Source organism: Liquorilactobacillus aquaticus DSM 21051 (genome assembly GCF_001436755.1).
In the GTDB taxonomy this organism is placed as follows: domain Bacteria; phylum Bacillota; class Bacilli; order Lactobacillales; family Lactobacillaceae; genus Liquorilactobacillus; species Liquorilactobacillus aquaticus.
Genome location: NZ_AYZD01000025.1, coordinates 40806 through 60174, shown reverse-complemented (window position 1 = coordinate 60174; position 19369 = coordinate 40806). Strand labels below are relative to the sequence as shown.

The following is a 19369-nucleotide window of genomic DNA, read 5'->3' as shown; positions in this document are numbered from 1 at the left end:
TAATAGTATAATAGAAAAGATGTTTTGAGGGCAATTATCGAATCGTAGGTGTGATTATTTTTTTGGTATGTTCGGTTCACTTTGTTGTGATAAGTAAAATTAATTTTGGGAATGTTATATAGAGTAATATCAATTAAGCTGCCAGAAACTATGATAGAAGAACAATTTTAGCGAACTTTTCGCAGGTTGATCCATAGTTTCAAAGAAATATATGCGGCAGTCAGGGGGGACTATGAAACATCTGCTAGTTATTTGCGGCGCTTCTGGAGTCGGTAAAACGACGATTCAAGATTATTTGGTGGATAAATATGGATTTGAGCGTGTCATTACGCATACGACTCGTCCCCAAAGGGAACACGAAGTTGATGGTTGTGATTATTATTTTGAAACAAAAAACTCTTTTTTCAAGAATAACTATTTTGAATATGTGGAGTATGATCATTGTTACTATGGTTCCTCGCGTGAAGGATTGGAGCAAGCTTGGTTGAAAAGTGATTGGGCAGTCATTGTTTTGGATACTGAAGGTGCTGCCACATATTATGAAAAACTAAAGGAAAAGCTAATTTGCTGGTACATCTATGTTCCTGATAGTGCCGTTCTGTTAAAAAGATTGGAAAGAAGAGACACTGGCTATGATGCAGCCACAAAGCGTTTATCCAGTAAAGAAGCCAAAAGAGACATGAATGTTCCCCCAAAAATTGAGCATTTTTGTACTCGTATGCGTAATGATAATTGGGAAGAAACAGAAGAAAACATTAAGAAAAACTTGATAAAAGCAGGCTGCTGCAATTGATTTTTATTATTTAAGAGCTGTGATATACTATTCTTAATAGTAATAATTATTATTTACGGGGGTGTGCGTTTTTTTATGATAGAGGTCGCAGTAAAGTTGCTACAGAAAAACAATTATAAAATTACTAAACAACGTTTGAGTCTCTTGGAATATTTAAGTCATTTCCAGGAACAATATATTAATGTTGTGGCAGTTGACAAATACATGCACAGTATTTACCCGGGCATGAGCCATAATACAATTTACAGAAATATAAAGGAATTCGAGGAAGTTGGAATCATTGAGCAGCGAACAAGGGATGGTAACGCGAGTGTTAAGTACCAATGTGATTTCATACATCAGCACCATCATCACTTTATTTGCAAACAATGCGGCAAGGTGCAAGAAGTTGAAATGTGCCCGCTGGATTATTTTGAAGAACAGCTTCCCGGGTGCCGAATTGACGAGCATCACTTTGAATTGTATGGTTTGTGTGCTGATTGTATAAAATTAAGCAAAGATCGGCCTAAGTAGTATCTTTTAAAGCTTAGTTTTGGTTTAATAATATTAAGTTTCAGGATAAGAAATGGAGAGATTAAGAATGGCTTATCGAACACCGCCTTTCATTACACCATTTGCTATTATGTCGGTCGTACTTGCTTTGGGTGCGACCAATGTGGCTGTGAATAAGGCAACAAATACTTCCGAGGGTAAACCGGTAACACAAACAGTTGAAAATTCTAGTTCGGTTTCAAGTGCGTCAGGTGGGTCTTCTAAAGCCACCGATTCTAGTGATAAAAAGAGTAGCTCAGAATCTGACAGTGATGAAACAACTTCAAGATCTAGCAGTGAGGATAGTTCTACTTCATCTGAGGAACAACAAGGTAGTGATAGCAGCAGTGAAGATACGGATCAAAGTTCAGCTGAATCAGCATCTTCCTCAAATACTGGTAGTAGTAGTGCATCAAGTGAAGAGAATGATGCTGATGAGGATGATAGTAGCAGCTCAACCCAATCTAGTTCTCAATCTACGAGCAGACAAACTGAAAGTTCATCTTCAAGTACACAAACTCAAAACAACCAGAATACTCAAAACAATAATGCTACAGGAGAATAGGAGGGAAATGACTTGTTCAGTATTATAGGATTAATCAACAGTTATTTGGGCTATATCAATATCAACGTCAAGCTAAAGAATCGTGTGTATACAATCCTAGGAACAGTTGGTAATTTCTATCTGCTGTATGTAGCATACCGTTTCCTAGCAAATGGCTTTTTAGCAAGAGGCTTGTTGTTTATTTTAGCTTTTTTTGGTATCAGTTATTTTGCTTATTTGAATATTTTGTATTTTTTCACATCCAAAAAGTCGCGTTTTGATTTTTCACCTTGGATCGAAAAAAAATTAGGGATGAAGCCTAAAGATGATTTGATGGATAAGAAGGCAAGCCCACAAAATGGGTTCGTGCAAACTAATGGCCTCTTCAAGGGTGAAACCATTTTACCGGCAAAGCTTAAAAGAAATCCTACAGAGATTCAGGCTTTGAACGAGATTGTTGGTCAATTGGCAGCTGAAGGGTACCTTAGGCTTGATTATGGTGGACATAGCGATAATGAAATATTTAAAATTGCCCATGCAAAGAAAGAAAATGTCTATGCTTTAAATGAACCAGTCGCACTTCCTTATTTTGAGTTGGTGCATGAAAATGGTCATTTGAACTTGTATGGTGGTATTAATCAGATTGAAAGAAAGCAGCTCGGGCAAATCAAATCTGTTGGTTTGATGCCGGTTACCGAGGTGGAACGGAAATACAGCTTATTTGTTGCCGCTGCAGCTGTTCATGGTGGCCCGTACAAGTTTGCTGGTCGTTCAACAGTAATGCAAGAAGAAGGTCCTTATGAATTGAAGCTCCAAGTTGCGTATCGAGAAAAAGAAGTTCCCAAAAAGGTTTAGGCGTTTTAAAAAAGTGAAGTTTTATGATTGAAAATGCCTAAAAAGCTTGAGAATGAACTAAAAAACAGTTAGAAATTGGCTTTGTTCAGTTTCTAACTGTTTTTTTTAATGACGAGCTTTCCAGAAAGGATGGATACAGATTTTGAAATTTGGTTTGAGAGAGTATAAATAGAATGGTCTTTATTTTCGTTGTTTTAGATTCGTATTTTATGTATTAACACGCGCTCAAAGTCATTTTATTTTGAATAAACACGAATTATTTTAATAAACTAATAGTTACGTTCGTGATTATTTGTTGGATACAAAAATCTCTTATTTTTTATAATTTATTTTTTGATGTTATGTAATTTTTTTGGTGTAGCTAACTTTGTTTAACAAAGTTAAATAGCTATAATTTATCTTAAAAATAATATTAATTCGAATTTCTTGCACAAAATCAAATTAAATTTTAATATTGTAGTTACCGGAAATTAATGATTGCTCTCAAGGAGGAAAAAGAAATGGCAATGATTGAGTTTAAAAATGTCGAAAAGTACTACGATAAGTTTCATGCGCTAAAAAATATTAACCTAAAGGTGGACAAGGGTGAAGTTGTTGTTGTCATCGGTCCTTCTGGTTCTGGGAAAAGTACATTGATTAGAACTATTAACGGTCTTGAAGATTTTACTGAAGGACAGCTGATCGTCAATGGCTATGATCTGGCTGACAGTAAAACGGATCTAAATCAGATTAGAAAAGATGTCGGAATGGTTTTCCAACATTTCAATCTGTATGATAACAAAACAGTGCTTGAGAACATTATGCTAGCACCCAAACTAGTTTTGAAACGTGATCCTAAAGAGAACAAGGAACATGCCATGCGTTTGTTGAAGAGTGTCGGGGTGGCGGACAAGGCTGAATCTTATCCACGCCAACTTTCTGGTGGACAAAAGCAGCGTGTAGCAATTGCGCGTAGTCTGGCAATGAAACCTAAAGCACTGCTATTTGATGAACCAACTTCAGCGCTTGATCCTGAAATGATTGATGATGTTTTAAATGTTATGAAGAAAATAGCGACTGAGGGAATGACCATGGTCGTTGTAACACATGAGATGGGTTTTGCCCGTGAGGTGGCTGATCGGGTTATTTTTATTGATGATGGGGAAATTCTTGAAGATGAAAGAGCAGATGTCTTCTTTAAAGCACCTAAGGAGAAGAGAGCACAGCAATTCCTAAGCAAGATCATCAAGCATTAAGAGGGGGAAGAATAATGAGAAAACTAAAATCAATCCTACTTTTACTTGGGATGCTTTTATTGACCCTATCGCTTGGTGCTTGTTCAAATGAGAAGAGTACCGAACAAAATGCGCTTAAAAGAAGTCAAACAAGTAACACTTTGACATGGGGCGTTAAAGCTGATACGCGTTTGTTTGGTCTGATGGATATCAAGTCTGGAACAATTAAGGGCTTTGATATTGATATGGGCAAAGAGATCACTAAAAGGGTCCTTGGTAAAAAGGGTCATGCAAAATTTGTTCAAGTTACCAGTAAGACACGTATTCCCTTGCTCAAGAACGGAAATATTGATGCTATCATAGCTACAATGACGATTACACCGGACCGAGAAAAGATTGTTGATTTCTCAAATGTTTATTTTGCAGCTGGACAATCATTGCTGGTAAAAAGAGAGAGCAGTATCAAGAATGTTCGTGATTTGAATAAAGATGGAATGACAGTTTTGGCTGTCAAGGGCTCGACCTCTGCAGTTAACGTCAAAAAATATGCACCCAAAGCCAAGGTTTTGGAACTAGAGGATTATGCACAAGCCTTTACAGCTCTTAAATCAGGTCAAGGGGATGCGATGACAACCGATAACGGTATTTTATTTGGGATCGCATCAGAGAATCCTAGCTATCATGTTGTCGGAGGCACGTTTACTAACGAACCTTATGGGATTGCCGTTGATAAGAATCAAACACAATTGAAGAATAAGATAGATAAGGCGATCGCCGATATGAGAAGAGACGGAACTTATCAAAGACTGCTGCAGAAATGGTTTGGAAACGTCGCAGGCTTTGATTTGAAGGAGGCGAGCCAACAATGATAAATGTCTTTACACAACATTGGCAAGAATTGCTGCTTGGTTTTGGAAACACACTTCTTTGCAGTGTGATCGCATTATTTTTTAGTTTGATAATCGGTTCGACATTTGCAATTTTTGAAGTTTTGCCATACAAGATATTGCATATAGTCGGTCGTGTTTATATTGAAGTTTTTCGTAATATACCGTTACTGGTAATTGGAATGTTCTTTTATGTCGTTGTTCCGCAATTTTTTGTTACTTTGGATGGCTTCACAGCTGGGACGATCGGCCTAACGCTTTATACTTCATCTTTCATTGCTGAAACCGTGCGTGCAGGGATCCAAGCGGTTGATGATGGTCAGATGGAAGGCGCACGTGCCAACGGAATGAGTTTTATGCAGGCAATGTGGCACATCATTCTTCCTCAAGCATTTAGATATGTTATTCCGCCTTTAGGCAATCAATTCATAAACTTAGTTAAGAATTCTTCAGTGCTGGCATTTGTGGCCGGCTTTGATTTAATGTATCAAGGAGATGCGATTGCTTCGACAACTTTTGATACGTTCAATACGTATATTGTTGTTGGGATTCTGTACTTGATCATTACGTTGCCACTAAGCTATTACATGCGGTATTTAGAGAAAAAACTGGCTTAAGAAGGAGGGTGAATTAAATGTCAAATTTAGCTGAAGCTTATTCATGGATCAACTTGCGCTATTTACTGGAGGGTTTGTGGGTAACTATTGAAGTTTCGGTCATTTCAATTGTTTTGAGTTTTATTTTTGGATCAATTCTAGGTATAATTCGATATATTCGCTTCCCTTTCTTGTCTGCGATAGTTGGATTTATTATTGATTTAATTAGGAATTTACCACTGTTATTACTTTTGTTCTTTACTTATTTCGGGCTTCCAAAGATCGGGATCAAAATGGAACCTCTGTCTGCTGCAATTGCAGCAATGACTGTTTTTGAATCAGCAATGATCGCTGAAATCGTTCGTGGTGGTATCCAAGCTGTTGACACGGGGCAGATGGAAGGGGCCCGTTCAGTTGGAATGACTTACTGGCAGGGACTGCGTGTTATCGTTCTTCCACAAGCAATGAAAAAAATGATCCCACCGTTGGTGAGTCAGTTCATTTCTTTGATAAAAGATACATCTTTAGCAACTATTATCGTTCTGCCTGAATTATTGTATCGTGCTCAAATTATCTATGGTCAGAACACCCGTTATATGATTCCAATGTTTATCGCTCTGGCGGTAATGTACTTTGTGGTTTGTTATGCTTTATCACTAGTAGCATCAGGCCTTGAAAGAAGAACAAGCTAGCAGCAAGATAACACAAATAAAAAAGCTGTCCTTGAATACACGTATTGTGTGTATCAAGGACAGCTTTTTTGTTTTGAACATTGTAAATGAAATCACCGCTCGGGTCTATTTTTATAGAAGTAGATTGGGATCCCAACAATGACGATTATCAGCGAGACTAAAACACCTTGAGTATCACTGATGATTTCACTGATCAGAACAAAGATGGCTCCTCCAATCGCAATCAAGGGAATCCATGGATAAAGGGGAACTGAGAATGGACGAGGTCGCTGCGGATGAACGAGTCTTAGTTTGAAAAGTCCGCAAAATGCTATAACGTAGAAACAATAGACAGTAAAAATGCATAGTTCAGTCAAACGATCAGCATTGACACTCAATATCATTAAAACAGCAATGCAAAAAATTACAAGAGTTGCAATCATTGGACTATGTGTTTTGGCGTTAACGTAGGCTAATTTCTTAGAGAAAGGTAGATCATCGTTTTTGGCCATTGCATACATGATACGCGGAAAAGACATGATCTTACCATTCAGACAGCCAGCAATCGAAATAATGATTCCAATATTAAGGAGTTTTCCGCCTAAGTTGCCAAATGCAATTGAAGCAAAGTGAGGTGCTGCATCTTCACCGAATTGATGGATCTGGTCAGCCGTTAAAACACTGAAAATGCCCCAAGTTACTAAAATATAAGCAACCAAGACGATTACAAGTCCCCAAATTATTGCCAGTGGAAGTAGTTTTTGCGGATTTTTGATCTCGCCTCCCATGTTAGCCAGTAGAATCCAGCCATCATATGCAAAAAGCGTTGCTAGGATAGCGACACCAAAATTACCTGTAGAACTGCTTGATGATTGTGAGACAACATTCCCCAAAGCGTTATGATCTCCAAAGAAAAGTCCAAAGATGATAATTGCAATGATTGGAATAAATTTACCGATCGTAGTTAGAATCTGAAAAGCAGCCCCATAACGATTCGACAATAAATTAAAAATTGTTATAAGCGCCACCGAAAAAATAGCTAACGGGTGTTCCCACGAATTGGGCAGATCAAAAAAGGCAACTAATAAAACAGCAAGATAAGAACCTAAAGCAGCGATCATAGCTGGTCCGTAAACAATAATTTGCATCCATCCAGAGAGAAATCCCCACAACTTGCCATAAATTTTTTCCATATAAAAATAAAGTCCGCCAGTGTGGGGCATTTGTGCACCAATTTCTGCAATTGTCAGACCCGATGCTAGGGTCAAAAGTCCCCCGAAGATCCATGCTAGCAGTGCCATTGTGGTTGAGTGAGAATAATCAAGGACTGATGCTTGTTTGAAAAAAATACCGGAACCAATGACTGTTCCGATAACTAAAGCAAGCGATGACCATAGGCCAAGTGAACGCTTGAGTTGTGCTTGTTGTTTCATTCTTTACTTTCCTTTCCCATTATTTGTTTGTATTTATAAGACAAATAATTGCAGATAAATTTTATTCAGTTAAGAAACGTGAGAAGTATTCTTCCTGCACTGGTGCTACTTCGGCAGTTATCACGGTCCCTTTCTCTGTATAATCCGTTTTGGTTACACGTGCCAACTTGTTCAATTTTTCCAGATAGCGTCCTTGTTCGTAAGAGATGAAGTATTTATGTGTTTTGTAATCTTTAAAAAGAACCTGTTTCATCAAGTCCGCAAGAGCACTTATTGATTCTTCATCGCGTGCGCTATAAGTTATTTGGAGGCCTTCGATTACGGGATAGTCTCCACCAGTCTTGTCCGCTTTGTTAAAGGCATAAATCATAGGAGTGTTTTCAACTCCTAATTGCTTCAGTGTTTCAGTTGTGATTTTAATCATCTCAGCGGAGTGTTCGTCAGAAATATCAACAACGTGAAGCAAGAGGTCTGCGTTTTTGACTTCTGCCAGAGTAGATTGAAAGGCTTTGACTAGGTTGTGCGGTAATTTGCTGACAAAACCGACCGTATCACTCAATAGAAATTCACGATTATCTTTAAAGTGTAATTTGCGAACAGATGTGTCAAGGGTCGCAAAAAGCATATCTTTAGTCAGGACTTCTTTGGCATCAGGACTATTTAAAAAGTGAAGCAATCCGTTCATTGTGGTTGATTTGCCTGAATTAGTGTAGCCGACTAGCGCAACACTTGGGAGACCTGATTCACGTCGCGAGCTGCTTTTGATCAGCTGTTCCTTGTCAATGTTCTTCAATTCGCGGCTCAACTGAGCAATTCTTTTTTGAATTGTCCGCCGGTTTATTTCAAGCTTTGTTTCGCCTGCACCACGGTTGGCAAGTGAGCCGCCAGAACTTTGCTGATCGAGCTTTTCGTGTGAAGAAGTTCTTAAACGAGGTAATTTGTACTTCAAACGCGCAATTTCTACTTGAAGCTGAGCTTCTTTTGTTCGCGCACGTGACGAAAAAATTTCAAGGATCAATTCTGTTCTGTCAAGCACATCCAGATTTGTTTCTTTTTCTAAGTTACGGATCTGTGTTGGTGAAAGTTCATCATTCAAAAGCAAAACGGCAGCTTCTTTTGCTTGGCCGATGCGGTAGAGCTCCTGAATTTTACCTTTGCCTAGGTAGGTTGCAGCAACAGGTCTCTGAAGCTTCTGTCTAACATCAGCAACGACTTGCATGCCATTTGCGTAAGCCAATTCTGCTAATTCTTCCATTAAATAATCAAAATTGGTTTGCTGATTCTCAATTCCGGCGATAATAACTGGGATCATAAGGAAATCCCCTCCTTTGTTATTTGAATATTATAACATTTAATCAAGATGGTCGCTGAATAAGATATAGATGAGAGTTGAGAGAAATATTAAATAATTTTTTAACTTTTTAATAATTTAAGCACAGCCGTTTGAGAGCTGGACGATGTTTATTAGTAAGAAAAATAATATAATTTTGAAAAAAAAGCCTTGAAAAACATTTTTTTCAATCAGAGCGAATGTTTTTATGATTGGAAAATAATAGAGCTTTTTGCTTTGAAAAAGTAAATAAAACGGCAAAAATGTTAACAAAACTAAGTTATGGCACTTTTTGTAACATATAATTTCAACGGATTGTTTTTTGTTATCATGAATATAAGAATTTTTACTTGTATTTAATTTAAATTTCATATAAAATTTAACCACTGTAATAAATAATGTTTCGTTTAGAAACAAAAAAAGGAGTAGTTTTGCGATGAAATTGAATAAATTCGCTAAGCTTGGAGCAGTTGCGGTGCTGTCGGCAGTCTTTTTAGCAGCCTGCGGTTCTAAAAGTACAAGTAGCTCAACCAAGCAAGTCTTAAATTGGGATGAGAACGCAGAGTTGCCTACAATAGATCTTTCCAAGGCAACTGACCGTGTCAGCTTTGATACATTAAACAATACGAATGAAGGTTTGTATCGTTTAGGTAAGGATAGCAAGATCGAACCGGGTATTGCGACTAAAACCACGGTTTCTAGTGATGGCCTGAAATACACATTCACGCTGCGCAAGAATGCTAAATGGAGTAATGGTGATAAAGTTACTGCCAAAGATTTTGTTTACTCATGGCAGCGGACGGTTAAACCTTCAACTGGTTCACAATACGCTTACCTGTTCAGTGGTATCCAAAATGCGGATGACATTATGGATGGGAAGAAGTCACCATCTACTTTAGGGATCAAAGCAGAAGGCAATTATAAATTAGTTGTTACTCTAGATAAGAAACTTCCATACTTCAAGTTATTGATGGGCTTCCCAAGTTTCTACCCACAAAGTCAAAAGGCTGTTGAAAAGTATGGCAGCAAGTATGGCACAGCTTCGAAGTATATGGTATATAACGGACCATATGAATTGACTAAATGGACAGGAACTAATTTGAGCTGGACATTGAAGAAAAATAATGATTATTGGGACAAGAAGAATGTTAAGTTGTCAGCCATCAATTACAAAGTCAACAAGAGCAACACAACGGCTTATAACTTGTATCAATCTGGTAAGCTTGACATGACATACTTAAATGCCGAACAAGCAAAACAGATGAGCAACTCTAAAGAATTAGTTACACGTCGTGGTGCATCGACTTTCTATCTTGAATATAACCAAACCAAAAAGGAATTCCAGAATAAGAAAATTCGTCAAGCGATCTCACTGGTCATTGACCGTAAACAGTATGTTAACAAAGTCTTGGGTGACGGTTCAACTGTTGCTAAGGGCTTAGTAGCATCTGGGTTGTCCAAGCATAACGGCAAGGATTTTGCTGATGAGGCAGTCGTTAAAGATGCAACTGCTACAGATACAGCTAAGGCTAAGAAGCTGTGGAATGAAGGCTTGAAGGAATTGGGCGTTAAGGAATTAAGCTTTAGCATCTTAAGTGATGATACAGACTCTGGAAATAAAACAACTCCATTCTTACAAAGTCAGATTGAAGAAAGTTTGCCAGGTGCAAAGGTTTCCGTTACTAATGTACCATTCAAGACACGTTTAGATCGTTCAGAAAAGGGTAATTTCGATGTCGTTGTTTCAGCTTGGGGCGCTGATTTTGCTGATCCAATCAGTTTCTTAGACTTGTTTACTTCAGATAACTCTTACAATAATGGTAATTGGAAGAACACTGAATATGACAAATTGATCGAGGCTTCTAAGACAACTGATTCCGGGAACACAACAAAACGTTGGAATGATTTAGTTCAGGCTGAAAAGATCTTAATGCAAGACCAAGGTATTTCTCCTATCTATCAACAAGCACAAGCAACATTAGTTAAATCTAAAGTTAAGGGTGTAATTTACAACTCTTCTGGTGCTAATTACAACTTTAAGGATGCATATATTAAGTAAACAGTACCGTTTATTTTAGAATTTTAAAATTGATTGGGGGATTAACAGCAAATGTTAACCCCCAATTGCTGTTTGACGGTATATAATGAAGAAAGACTGCTAAATGCGGTTTGCTAATCTATCTTGTTTTTAGAATGTGAGGAAATAATATGCGTAAATATCTTCTTAAACGTGTTTTCTATATGATATTGACGTTATTCTTGGTAGCAACAATTACCTTTTTCTTAATGAAATTGATGCCAGGGACGCCTTATTCAAATCAACAGAAAATGACGGCTCAACAAATTCAAATCATGAATGAACAGTATGGTTTGAATAAACCAATGTGGATGCAGTACTTGATTTATTTGGGTGGAATGCTCCATGGTGACCTTGGAGTTTCATTCCAGTTCAGTAATCAACCAGTTTCGTATTTAATTGCCAGTCGAATCGGAGCCTCAGCACAGCTCGGTATCCAAGCAATGATTTTCGGGGTTGTTTTAGGAATAATCATTGGTTCGATTGCAGCTGTGCATAGGAACACATGGATCGATACCTTATGTACAGTTCTATCCATTATTGGGAAGTCAGTTCCTAACTTTGTTTTGGCTGTTTTGCTGCAATTCTATATTGCGTTGAAACTCGGTTGGTTCCCAATTGCCGATTGGGGTAATTTCAGTTATACGGTCTTGCCAACAATTGCACTTGGTGTTGGACCTTTGGCAGAGACAGCGCGTTTCATTCGAACCGGAATGGTTGATGTACTTAATTCAGACTATATCGAATTGGCTAAGGCAAAGGGTTTAAGCCGTTACGGAATTGTTTACCATCATGCTTTGCGTAATAGTTTGATACCGCTAGTAACTTTGATCGGACCGTATACGGTTGCTCTTATGACAGGTTCGATGGTTATTGAAAATATCTTCTCGATTCCTGGAATCGGGGAACAATTTGTTAAATCGATCCTGACCAATGATTATCCAACGATCATGGGTGTCACGATGCTGTTTTCTGCGGGCTTAGTTGCCATTATTTTGATAACGGATATCATTTATGGAATGATTGATCCGCGGATTCGACTAAGTGGAAGTGGGGATTAAATAAAATGGAAGAAAAAATAAAGTTAAGTCCAGAAAGTTTTGAGGCGTTACCTAAGGCTGCGGAGTTGGATAACGAAAAAATTGCTGCGCCGTCATTAACATTTGTTCAGGACGCATGGCGCCGGTTGAAGATGAATAAGGGTGCGCTTATATCTTTGTTCGTTATCATTTTGATGATGGTTGTGGCATTCGGCTCAACCCCCTTTATCAACCACGATTCCTTGGTTAAATCGGCTCCTCAATATGCTAATTTACCAGCCAAAATTCCTGGGGTTCCAATCAATGGATTGAACGGAAAACTGAAAGTATCAGGTGAATGGGTTGATGAGTATAAACAAAATAATGTTCCAAATAATAAGTATTTTGTCTTAGGAACTGATTATCTAGGTCATTCATTAGCGCAACGAATTATTTATGGAACGAAGATTTCACTGATCGTTGCTTTAGTCGCGACGTTCTTTGACCTGACACTGGGAGTTGCATACGGGATTATTTCCGGCTGGCGCGGCGGTAGAGTCGATAATGTTATGCAACGGATTATTGAGGTTATCTCTTCTGTTCCTAGTCTGGTAATTGTTGTGTTGATGCTGATTGTTTTGAAGCCCGGCATGACGTCGATTATTGCCGCGATTGCGATCTCAAGTTGGACAACGATGGCCAGGATGATTCGAGCCGAGACTTTGCAGCTGAAATCGCAAGAGTATGTTTTAGCTGCAAGGACTTTGGGTGAATCGCCGTGGAAGATAGCGTGGAAACACTTAGTCCCTAACCTTTCCAGTATCATTATCATTCAAACGATGTATACCATTCCGACTGCGATCTTCTTCGAAGCGTTCCTGAGCTTTATCGGAATAGGGATCAGTGCACCGCAGACTTCGTTAGGTGTGCTGCTGAATGATGGACAGAAAAACTTTCAATTCTTACCGTATCAAATGTGGTATCCTGCGATCGTGTTGTGTGTCTTAATGATTGCTTTCAACCTGCTTGGCGATGGATTACGCGATGCATTTGATCCAAAGACTAGGAGGTAGATGAGGATAATGGCTGAAAGAATTTTAGATGTAAAAAACTTAAAAATCGATTTTCACACTTATGCTGGAGATGTCAAAGCAATTCGTGATGTTAGCTTTCATCTGGATAAAGGAGAGACACTGGCAATTGTTGGTGAATCTGGTTCAGGTAAATCAGTAACAACTAAAAGTTTAATGGGCTTGCTCGCTAATAACGCTGAGGTCACTGGTGGTTCAATTATGTTTCATGATCAAGACATCTTGAAAAAGTCAGAAAAGGAAATGCAAAATATTCGTGGAAAAGATATCGCGATGATTTTCCAGGATCCGATGACTTCACTTGATCCGACAATGCGAATTGGACAACAGATCGCGGAACCACTTATCAAGCATAAACATGTTAATAAGAAAAAAGCCTGGGCACAGGCGCTGGAATTGATGAAACTGGTTGGAATCACAGATGCGGAAGAACGGATAAGAAATTATCCGCATCAATTTTCTGGAGGTCAGAGACAACGGATCGTAATTGCGATTGCGCTGGTTTGCTATCCGGAAATACTGATTGCCGATGAACCAACGACGGCGTTAGATGTCACGATCCAGGCTCAGATCTTAGAATTGATGAAGGAATTACAAGAGAAGATCGACACATCGATTATTTTCATCACGCATGATCTTGGAGTTGTGGCTGGGATGGCAGATCGAGTTGCAGTTATGTATGCTGGACAGATCGTTGAATACGGAACTGTTGATGAGATCTTCTTTAATCCGCAGCATCCTTATACTTGGGGCCTGTTGAATTCAATGCCGACCTTATCAAGTACGAAGCTTGAAGCAATTCCAGGAACTCCGCCGGATTTGTTGGATCCACCTAAAGGAGATCCTTTCGTAGCGCGCAATCCGTACGCGATGAAAATTGATGCTGAACAGAGGCCGCCATTCTTCAAGGTCTCAGAGACACATTATGCTGCAACGTGGCTGTTGCATCCGGATGCACCTAAAGTTACACCGCCAGATGAAATTATCCGTCGCAGACAGACCTTTAAAGACATAATGGCTCATGAAGCAATTTGAGAGACTGAGGAAGGAAGAAGACCGTATGTCAGAAAAACGGAAAAAAATTTTGGAAGTAAAACACCTTAAACAATACTTCAATGTGGGAAAACTCGATGAGGTCAAAGCAGTTGATGACATTACTTTTGATGTCTATGAAGGGGAAACATTTGGGCTTGTTGGTGAATCTGGTTCGGGGAAGACAACTACTGGAAGAAGTATCATTCATTTATATGAGCCGACTGACGGAAGTATCTTATTTGAGGGTAAGGATATCAGTAAGTTGAAAACTAAAAAGGATTTTTTGGATTTCAGAAGAGAAATGCAGATGATTTTCCAAGATCCATATGCTTCACTGAACCCCAGGATGAAGATCAAGGATATTGTCGCTGAAGGAATTGATATTCACCACCTTGCAAAAGACGATGCAGAACGCAGCAAGATGGTTGAAGACCTGCTGGAAACAGTTGGGCTCAACCGAGATCATTCAAGTCGGTATCCACATGAATTTTCAGGTGGGCAGCGTCAAAGAATTGGAATTGCACGTGCTTTGGCAGTTAAGCCTAAATTTATTATCGCTGATGAACCAATTTCGGCTTTGGATGTGTCGATCCAAGCCCAGGTTGTCAATTTGTTGAAGGATCTGCAGCGAGAACATGGATTAACATATCTTTTCATTGCCCATGACCTATCAATGGTCAAGTATATTTCTGATCGGATCGGTGTTATGCATTATGGCAAGCTGCTGGAAGTTGGAACAGCCGATGAGGTATACGCACATCCACTGCATGATTACACTGCTAGTTTGATTTCGGCTGTACCCGTGCCAGACCCAGAGTACGAGCGGAACCGCAAGCAGATCCCTTATGATTCTTCGGGAGAACAAGACCATCCAGATAATCCACGCAAATTGCGTGAAATTGTCCCAGGTCATTTTGTTCGCTGCACAGAGGATGAAGTTGCGGGTTATCGTCAGAAGGCAGAAACATATGAGCAGAAAGCCTAGTTTTAATTTGAAGTAGTCGATGATCGGCTAGAAAAAAAGACTCCATATATTCATTAAATTGAATATACGAAGTCTTTTTTTTGACTAAAGCGAGCAGCGATTGGCTGTGATTAACTCAAAATACAGTTTAATAAGTTTGTTCGTCGAGATAATGGTTGTAGTATTCAACTTTGACATTATCATTATCAACGATCATTTTTGTAACAGAACCATTAGCTGGTCCTCTTGAGATAATGTCGATGTCAGGTGCAAAACGGTGGACGATACTGCGGATGGTTGTGCCATGACTGACAAGCAGAACTTTGTCATTGTCCTGTTGTTTAGTGCGCAAATAATCAAACCCAGCATTAACACGAGCCCAGTATTCAGTATCATTTTCAGCGTCATGAAATGGATCAGTTTCTTTCATGAAGTCACGCGATTTTTCAATTGAGTACTTAGTGATCAATTCTTCGAAGGTTTCGCAGCCATGGATAGCTCCTACCATCAACCAAGTTTGACTTGAGTCATTGCCTTCGAAATAGCCATAACTTTGTTCCCGAAAATTACGCAGAATTTTAGGCTGCGGGAGTTCTGCTGATGCTACATTTTCGTCGATAATATAACCGCAGGTCCGCTTTGCTCGAGTTGTATCACTATGATAAACATCAGAGAAATTGATATGAGCCAGATGGCGTCCCGCGCGGTGTCCGTCTTCAATTCCTTTAGGTGTTAAAGGTGAGTCACACCATCCTTGCATTCGACGATAATGATTTAAAAAGGTTTGTCCGTGACGTACAAAATAAATAGTAAACGACATCAATTTGCCTCCTAAAAGTTAGTTACGAAATAATTAGCGCTACAATAAGTATACATTGAAATTCGTCTTGACTGAAATCAAATTGTTTACAAATAGTTGAAAAAAACAAAAAAGCTTGATCATCGACATAAAGTGAAAGAAAAGCTTGCATGGGTAGGGGCAAACCTGCCAAGCCAAATTAAAATATGCGGTATCTAAAAAAGGCTGGGGGCAAACAGTCGCTTTCCTCAGCCTTGTTGAATTTAGATTTAAGTTAGTATCAGTAACCTGCGGTAGTACCGTTTTTCATGAAACGGTAAAGTAGTACGAATAGCCCTGGCACAGCTGTCAAAGCTGCTAAGGCGATAAAGATTAAAGAGAAGTGTTCTTGGACATAACTGATTTGGCCGAAGAAATAACCTAGAGAAGATCCAAATGTTACCCAAAGTAAGACCCCGAGCAAATTATAAATTGAAAAACGTTTATAATCCATTTTGGCACTTCCAGAAATCAAAGGGATAAAGGTTCTGATCAAAGGAATAAAACGTCCAAAAATAACAGTTTTTCCACCATGTTTTTCGAAGAAGCGTTGCGTTTTTTCAAGCTTTTCTTCCGGTATCAAACGTCTAAAGAGCGGTAATCTATGCAGATTACGACCAATTTCGTAGTTGACAGTATCTCCGATCAAAGCAGCGAAGAAAAACACAGGGAGCAATATGCGAATATCAAGTGTCGAGCCTGTAAGAGCAGCTAAAGTACTCGTGAAGAAGATCAGTGACTCACCTGGAAGAAACGCAAAGACTACAAGCCCGGTTTCCATAAAAACAAGGGCAAATAAGGCAAGATACACCCACCCACCAAGTGTCTCAATTAGTGGTGCTAAATAGAGATGAAAGTGAGAGAGAAAAAACAAAGCTTGACTAATCAAGACAACACTTCCTTTACAATGTATTTAATTGAATTCTACTGGGTTTGAGGACAAATTACCAGTAATATAGCTGCAGTTAAACTATTTTTAACTTTCTTTGAATAGGCTTTAATTGTAGCTGTTCAGTAAAAATGATAGAATTGTATGATCAGTAATTATGTGAGCGGGGGGATTTATTTGACGATCAGGGAACAAGAACAGCAGCGAATGGATGACGTTATAGACAAGATTAAGATAGCGGAAAAAAAGCATCATGAAGAAATTAAGAATGCCGAAAGCGACACCCACGCCATTAAGAATGATTTTTCAAATAACTTACGACTAAAAACAGAGTCATATTCGGGTATTTTTGAAACAGCTGCTACAGTTCGGCAGCAGCAGCAAATGCTGCAGGAACGCGAAAACAGTTGGCAGCATGCTACCAAAAGACTGGATATCTTAAAAAAATTGGAGAAGACACCATATTTTGCTCGAATTGATTTTCAGGAGAAGGGCGAAAAAAGAGCGGAATCGATCTACATTGGGTTGGGTTCATTTGCTGACCAACCAGATAATTTTTTGATTTATGACTGGCGTGCCCCAATCTCAAGCATTTATTATGATGGCGGGATCGGGGATATTACTTATCAGACACCAGATGGGCCGCAGCATGTGAATGTAACTTTAAAGAGACAGTTTCTAGTTGAAGACGGAAAGATAAAGACAGTCTTTGACACGGATGAAGCAGTTGGAGATCAGATGCTGCTGGATGTGCTGGATGAATCATCTGACACTAAGATGAAGAGTATTGTCACAACTATTCAAAAGGAACAAAATCAGATCATTCGTGAGACTAATGCAGAACTTCTCTTCGTTCAAGGTGCAGCTGGTTCGGGTAAAACCTCTGCTGTCTTGCAGCGAGTGGCCTATTTACTGTACCGGTACCGTGGCAAGTTGACCGCTAGCCAGGTTATCTTATTCTCACCTAATCAATTGTTTAACGATTATATCGATCAAGTTCTGCCGGAATTAGGTGAACATAATATGGTTCAGATGACGTATTATCAATACGCACAGCGCCGGCTTCCGCGAGTTAGCGTTGAGACGCTCCAAGAAAGATTTGAGGCCAAGCGGACCCCATCCCAGCAAAAAATTCTTAATTTGAAGAATAGCCTGCTTTTCTTTGAGGCAACAACGGCATATACGCGTTACCTTGAGAAGAAGAACATGCGTTTCAAGAATATCATGTTTCGCGGCAAACCTTTCTTTGATCGGAATAAAATTAGTCAAATATATTATAGTTTCAACGAAAATTATCATTTACGCAATCGACTGAGCGCTACCAAAGAACGTTTGTTGAAGATGCTCAATCGCAAAGTTGAAAGTGAATCGCGGACCGAATGGGTCGAAAAAGCTATTCAAGAGGCAAGTTCGCAACAGTTGGCAGAGTTATATGGTGATCAACCACGTGATTTTGAAAATGGTGATAAAGAATTGCGTTTCCTTGCCCGTCGTTTCGTCATGGAACAGTACAAGAAGATTCATGCTGATATTGTTCATAATCGCTTTTTAAATATCAATGCTCAGTACGTTCACTTTCTTAAAAATGTGCCAGAATTGATCGAATTATCGAAGATGGGGATTTCAGTAGAGCAATGGAAAGATAGTATTGCAGATGTGATCGATCGGCTGAAAGCAAGAAAGATGCAGCTCGCAGATGTTACACCGTATTTGTGTTTATATGATCGAATTACCGGCAAGCGTGGGAACGTTGAGATGCGACACGTCTTTATCGATGAGATTCAAGATTACACACCTTACCAGTTGGCATTCTTGAAAGAAAACTTTCCGCGTGCCAGATTCACTGTTCTCGGAGATCTAAATCAAGCAATTTTCACAAAAACAAACAGCTATAATTTATTAGATGACGTGAGTGTAATGTTCCCCAAGGATAAAACCAAGGTTGTACAGCTGACCAAATCTTATCGCTCGACCCAGCAGATCACTGACTTTACCAAGCAGATTCTTATTGACGGAGCTGCCGTGGAATCATTTGAACGCAAGGGAGAACTACCGCAGATCATGGTAGACACGACACCGGACGCACTGACAAACGATGTTGTTGCGCAAATCAAGAAGAACGATGCTGACCAGCTGACAACCGCGATTATTTGTAAAACGCTTAGGGAATGCGAAGAACTGACGAATGCTCTGCGCGCTAAAGAAGTAAAGGTAACGTTGATTAAGACGGAAAATCAGCGCTTGGCTGCAGGAACGATCATCGTGCCAGCCTTTTTAGCCAAAGGGCTTGAGTTTGATGCTGTTATCATGTGGAATGCCAACAAGGAGAACTATGCGCTTGAGAGTGAACGGCAGTTGGTCTACACGATTTGTTCGCGGGCGATGCACCGCTTGAGCATCTACGCTTACGGTGGACTATCATCGTTATTCGAACGCGTTCCGACAAAATATTATGAACTGAAACAATAGGACTGTTTGCTTGAGTAAGATTTAGATGAGTCAGTTTGAGTTATTTTGAAGAAATACTAGTCATTACTATTTAGGCTTGCAGCTAAAAAATGGTATAATCAGCATAATTATTTTAAGTAGATATAGGGAGCCG

General features: G+C 39.2%; 18 protein-coding genes. 14 read left to right on the top strand and 4 right to left on the bottom strand.

Annotated elements, in window-relative coordinates:
* The first annotated feature begins 232 nt into the window (after positions 1–232).
* The 8 genes from FC19_RS08620 (at position 233) to FC19_RS08585 (ending at position 6112) form a co-directional block, all read left to right on the top strand.
* Positions 233–793 carry a guanylate kinase gene (locus tag FC19_RS08620; protein ID WP_057876565.1) on the top strand — a complete coding sequence of 187 codons (561 nt, stop codon included), beginning with the start codon at positions 233–235 and terminating at the stop codon, positions 791–793.
* Between the two features lie 75 nt (positions 794–868).
* Positions 869–1306, top strand: a complete 438-nt coding sequence (locus FC19_RS08615; protein ID WP_057876564.1) for a Fur family transcriptional regulator — start codon at positions 869–871, stop codon at positions 1304–1306.
* Positions 1307–1358: 52 nt separating this feature from the next.
* A complete protein-coding gene (locus FC19_RS08610; RefSeq protein WP_235809355.1) occupies positions 1359–1889 on the top strand; it encodes a hypothetical protein in 531 nt (176 codons plus the stop codon).
* Between the two features lie 12 nt (positions 1890–1901).
* A complete protein-coding gene (locus tag FC19_RS08605; protein WP_057876562.1) occupies positions 1902–2723 on the top strand; it encodes a DUF6681 family protein in 822 nt (273 codons plus the stop codon).
* Between the two features lie 500 nt (positions 2724–3223).
* Complete coding sequence (locus FC19_RS08600) at positions 3224–3958, top strand: amino acid ABC transporter ATP-binding protein (protein ID WP_057876561.1); 735 nt, start codon at positions 3224–3226, stop codon at positions 3956–3958.
* Positions 3959–3972: 14 nt separating this feature from the next.
* Positions 3973–4806 (top strand): transporter substrate-binding domain-containing protein, encoded by an 834-nt coding sequence (locus FC19_RS08595; RefSeq protein WP_057876560.1) that lies wholly within the window; start codon positions 3973–3975, stop codon positions 4804–4806.
* Positions 4803–5441, top strand: a complete 639-nt coding sequence (locus tag FC19_RS08590; RefSeq protein ID WP_057876559.1) for an amino acid ABC transporter permease — start codon at positions 4803–4805, stop codon at positions 5439–5441. The genes FC19_RS08595 and FC19_RS08590 overlap by 4 nt, the downstream gene beginning before the upstream one ends.
* Positions 5442–5458: 17 nt before the next feature.
* Positions 5459–6112: an amino acid ABC transporter permease gene (locus FC19_RS08585; RefSeq protein ID WP_057876558.1), complete on the top strand. Its 654-nt coding sequence runs from the start codon at positions 5459–5461 to the stop codon at positions 6110–6112.
* 92 nt (positions 6113–6204) lie between these two features.
* Here FC19_RS08585 and FC19_RS08580 read toward each other — a convergent pair whose 3' ends face one another.
* Together FC19_RS08580 and hflX are read right to left on the bottom strand one after the other, a co-directional pair.
* Positions 6205–7524: an APC family permease gene (locus FC19_RS08580; RefSeq protein WP_057876557.1), complete on the bottom strand. Its 1320-nt coding sequence runs from the start codon at positions 7522–7524 to the stop codon at positions 6205–6207.
* Between the two features lie 61 nt (positions 7525–7585).
* The gene (gene hflX / locus FC19_RS08575; RefSeq protein ID WP_057876556.1) at positions 7586–8836 is read right to left on the bottom strand and encodes a GTPase HflX; all 1251 of its coding nucleotides are present in this window, start codon (positions 8834–8836) and stop codon (positions 7586–7588) included.
* A 454-nt stretch (positions 8837–9290) separates the two neighbouring features.
* Here hflX and FC19_RS08570 point away from each other — a divergent pair, with 454 nt between their 5' ends.
* From FC19_RS08570 to FC19_RS08550, 5 genes are all read left to right on the top strand, one after another.
* Positions 9291–10913: a peptide ABC transporter substrate-binding protein gene (locus FC19_RS08570; RefSeq protein WP_057876555.1), complete on the top strand. Its 1623-nt coding sequence runs from the start codon at positions 9291–9293 to the stop codon at positions 10911–10913.
* Between the two features lie 149 nt (positions 10914–11062).
* Positions 11063–11992, top strand: coding sequence for an oligopeptide ABC transporter permease (opp3b, locus tag FC19_RS08565; protein ID WP_057876554.1), 930 nt, complete (start codon positions 11063–11065; stop codon positions 11990–11992).
* A gap of 5 nt (positions 11993–11997) precedes the next feature.
* Positions 11998–13023 carry an ABC transporter permease gene (locus FC19_RS08560; protein WP_057876553.1) on the top strand — a complete coding sequence of 342 codons (1026 nt, stop codon included), beginning with the start codon at positions 11998–12000 and terminating at the stop codon, positions 13021–13023.
* 9 nt (positions 13024–13032) lie between these two features.
* Positions 13033–14076 (top strand): ABC transporter ATP-binding protein, encoded by a 1044-nt coding sequence (locus FC19_RS08555; RefSeq protein ID WP_057876552.1) that lies wholly within the window; start codon positions 13033–13035, stop codon positions 14074–14076.
* Positions 14077–14101: 25 nt separating this feature from the next.
* On the top strand, positions 14102–15061 hold the full coding sequence (locus FC19_RS08550; protein ID WP_057876551.1) for an ABC transporter ATP-binding protein: 960 nt from the start codon (positions 14102–14104) through the stop codon (positions 15059–15061).
* 127 nt (positions 15062–15188) lie between these two features.
* Here the strand turns inward: FC19_RS08550 and FC19_RS08545 are convergent, their stop codons facing one another.
* On the bottom strand, positions 15189–15860 hold the full coding sequence (locus FC19_RS08545) for a histidine phosphatase family protein (RefSeq protein WP_057876550.1): 672 nt from the start codon (positions 15858–15860) through the stop codon (positions 15189–15191).
* A 259-nt stretch (positions 15861–16119) separates the two neighbouring features.
* Positions 16120–16767 (bottom strand): VTT domain-containing protein, encoded by a 648-nt coding sequence (locus tag FC19_RS08540; RefSeq protein WP_057876549.1) that lies wholly within the window; start codon positions 16765–16767, stop codon positions 16120–16122.
* A 171-nt stretch (positions 16768–16938) separates the two neighbouring features.
* On the opposite strand from FC19_RS08540, the gene helD reads away from it, so the two are divergent.
* Positions 16939–19236 carry an RNA polymerase recycling motor HelD gene (helD, locus tag FC19_RS08535; protein ID WP_157061299.1) on the top strand — a complete coding sequence of 766 codons (2298 nt, stop codon included), beginning with the start codon at positions 16939–16941 and terminating at the stop codon, positions 19234–19236.
* Positions 19237–19369 lie beyond the last annotated feature (133 nt).

Excerpts from the sequence above, each read along its gene's own strand:
- FC19_RS08620 (WP_057876565.1), top strand. The coding sequence starts at position 233 with ATGAAACATCTGCTAGTTATTTGCGGCGCTTCTGGAGTCGGTAAAACG.
- FC19_RS08615 (WP_057876564.1), top strand. The coding sequence starts at position 869 with ATGATAGAGGTCGCAGTAAAGTTGCTACAGAAAAACAATTATAAAATT.
- FC19_RS08610 (WP_235809355.1), top strand. The coding sequence starts at position 1,359 with ATGGAGAGATTAAGAATGGCTTATCGAACACCGCCTTTCATTACACCA.
- FC19_RS08600 (WP_057876561.1), top strand. The coding sequence starts at position 3,224 with ATGGCAATGATTGAGTTTAAAAATGTCGAAAAGTACTACGATAAGTTT.
- FC19_RS08595 (WP_057876560.1), top strand. The coding sequence starts at position 3,973 with ATGAGAAAACTAAAATCAATCCTACTTTTACTTGGGATGCTTTTATTG.
- FC19_RS08590 (WP_057876559.1), top strand. The coding sequence starts at position 4,803 with ATGATAAATGTCTTTACACAACATTGGCAAGAATTGCTGCTTGGTTTT.
- FC19_RS08585 (WP_057876558.1), top strand. The coding sequence starts at position 5,459 with ATGTCAAATTTAGCTGAAGCTTATTCATGGATCAACTTGCGCTATTTA.
- FC19_RS08580 (WP_057876557.1), bottom strand. The coding sequence starts at position 7,524 with ATGAAACAACAAGCACAACTCAAGCGTTCACTTGGCCTATGGTCATCG.
- hflX (WP_057876556.1), bottom strand. The coding sequence starts at position 8,836 with ATGATCCCAGTTATTATCGCCGGAATTGAGAATCAGCAAACCAATTTT.
- FC19_RS08570 (WP_057876555.1), top strand. The coding sequence starts at position 9,291 with ATGAAATTGAATAAATTCGCTAAGCTTGGAGCAGTTGCGGTGCTGTCG.
- opp3b (WP_057876554.1), top strand. The coding sequence starts at position 11,063 with ATGCGTAAATATCTTCTTAAACGTGTTTTCTATATGATATTGACGTTA.
- FC19_RS08560 (WP_057876553.1), top strand. The coding sequence starts at position 11,998 with ATGGAAGAAAAAATAAAGTTAAGTCCAGAAAGTTTTGAGGCGTTACCT.
- FC19_RS08555 (WP_057876552.1), top strand. The coding sequence starts at position 13,033 with ATGGCTGAAAGAATTTTAGATGTAAAAAACTTAAAAATCGATTTTCAC.
- FC19_RS08550 (WP_057876551.1), top strand. The coding sequence starts at position 14,102 with ATGTCAGAAAAACGGAAAAAAATTTTGGAAGTAAAACACCTTAAACAA.
- FC19_RS08545 (WP_057876550.1), bottom strand. The coding sequence starts at position 15,860 with ATGTCGTTTACTATTTATTTTGTACGTCACGGACAAACCTTTTTAAAT.